Consider the following 1,035-nt stretch of genomic DNA (forward strand, 5'->3'; position numbering starts at 1 on the left):
CCGAGGTGAAGTTGGCGGCGAAGCTTTGCGTGGCGTTGGTCGTCAGGTCCGTTTCATCGACGGTGAGGACCGGTTCCGTGCCGGTGGTGCTGATGCTCGGGCCGTCATCCTTGAACACCAGGTTCTGCCCGATGTTGAGGGTGGCCTGGGCGCTGTCGCCGTCCTTGTCGGTCTTGGTCGCGGTCAAGGTCACCAGGTTGTCGGAGGTCAGGGTCTTCGCGTCATCGGGGTTGCTGGTGTCGGGATGCACGATGGCGCGGAGCTGGTCAAGGGTAACGGAACCGTTGCTGGCGACGCTGACGGTGAATACCAGGAGGTTGGTAGTGGCCGTGCGGCCTTCCACCACGGTGCCGTTGAGCGACAGGTTGACTACCTCGCCGGTGGCCGTGTCGACCAGACCGGAGGCACCCGCCACCACGCCCAGGGCGTAGGTGAGCGTACCGGCACCATCGGCGCCGAAGGCCGAGGTGAAGTTGGCGGCGAAGCTTTGGGTGGCGTTGGTCGTCAGGTCCGTTTCATCGACGGTGAGGACCGGCTCCGTGCCGGTGGTGCTGATGCTCGGGCCGTCATCCTTGAACACCAGGTTCTGCCCGATGTTGAGGGTGGCCTGGGCGCTGTCGCCATCCTTGTCGGTCTTGGTCGCGGTCAAGGTCACCAGGTTATCGGAGGTCAGGGTCTTCGAGTCATCGGGGTTGCTGGTGTCGGGATGCACGATGGCGCGGAGCTGGTCGAGGGTAACGGAACCGTTGCTGGCGACGCTGACGGTGAACACCAGGAGGTTGGTAGTGGCCGTGCGGCCTTCCACCACGGTGCCGTTGAGCGACAGGTTGACTGCCTCGCCAGTGGCCGTGTCGACCAGGCCGGAGGCGCCCGCCACCACGCCCAGGGCGTAGGTGAGCGTACCGGCGCCATCGGCGCCGAAGGCCGAGGTGAAGTTGGCGGCGAAGCTTTGCGTGGCGTTGGTCGTCAGGTCCGTTTCATCGACGGTGAGGACCGGTTCCGTGCCGGTGGTGCTGATGCTCGGGCCGTCATCCT

At 65.5% G+C, this 1,035-nt stretch carries 1 protein-coding gene; it reads right to left on the reverse strand.

The annotated features are described in order from the left end of the window. Positions 1-1,035, reverse strand: a 1,035-nt coding sequence (locus CAY82_RS24780) for a DUF5801 repeats-in-toxin domain-containing protein (RefSeq protein WP_256576335.1), incomplete at both ends; no start/stop codon positions are given.

The sequence above is a fragment of the Pseudomonas sp. SID14000 genome (assembly GCF_002165135.1).
Classification (GTDB): Bacteria; Pseudomonadota; Gammaproteobacteria; order Pseudomonadales; family Pseudomonadaceae; genus Aquipseudomonas.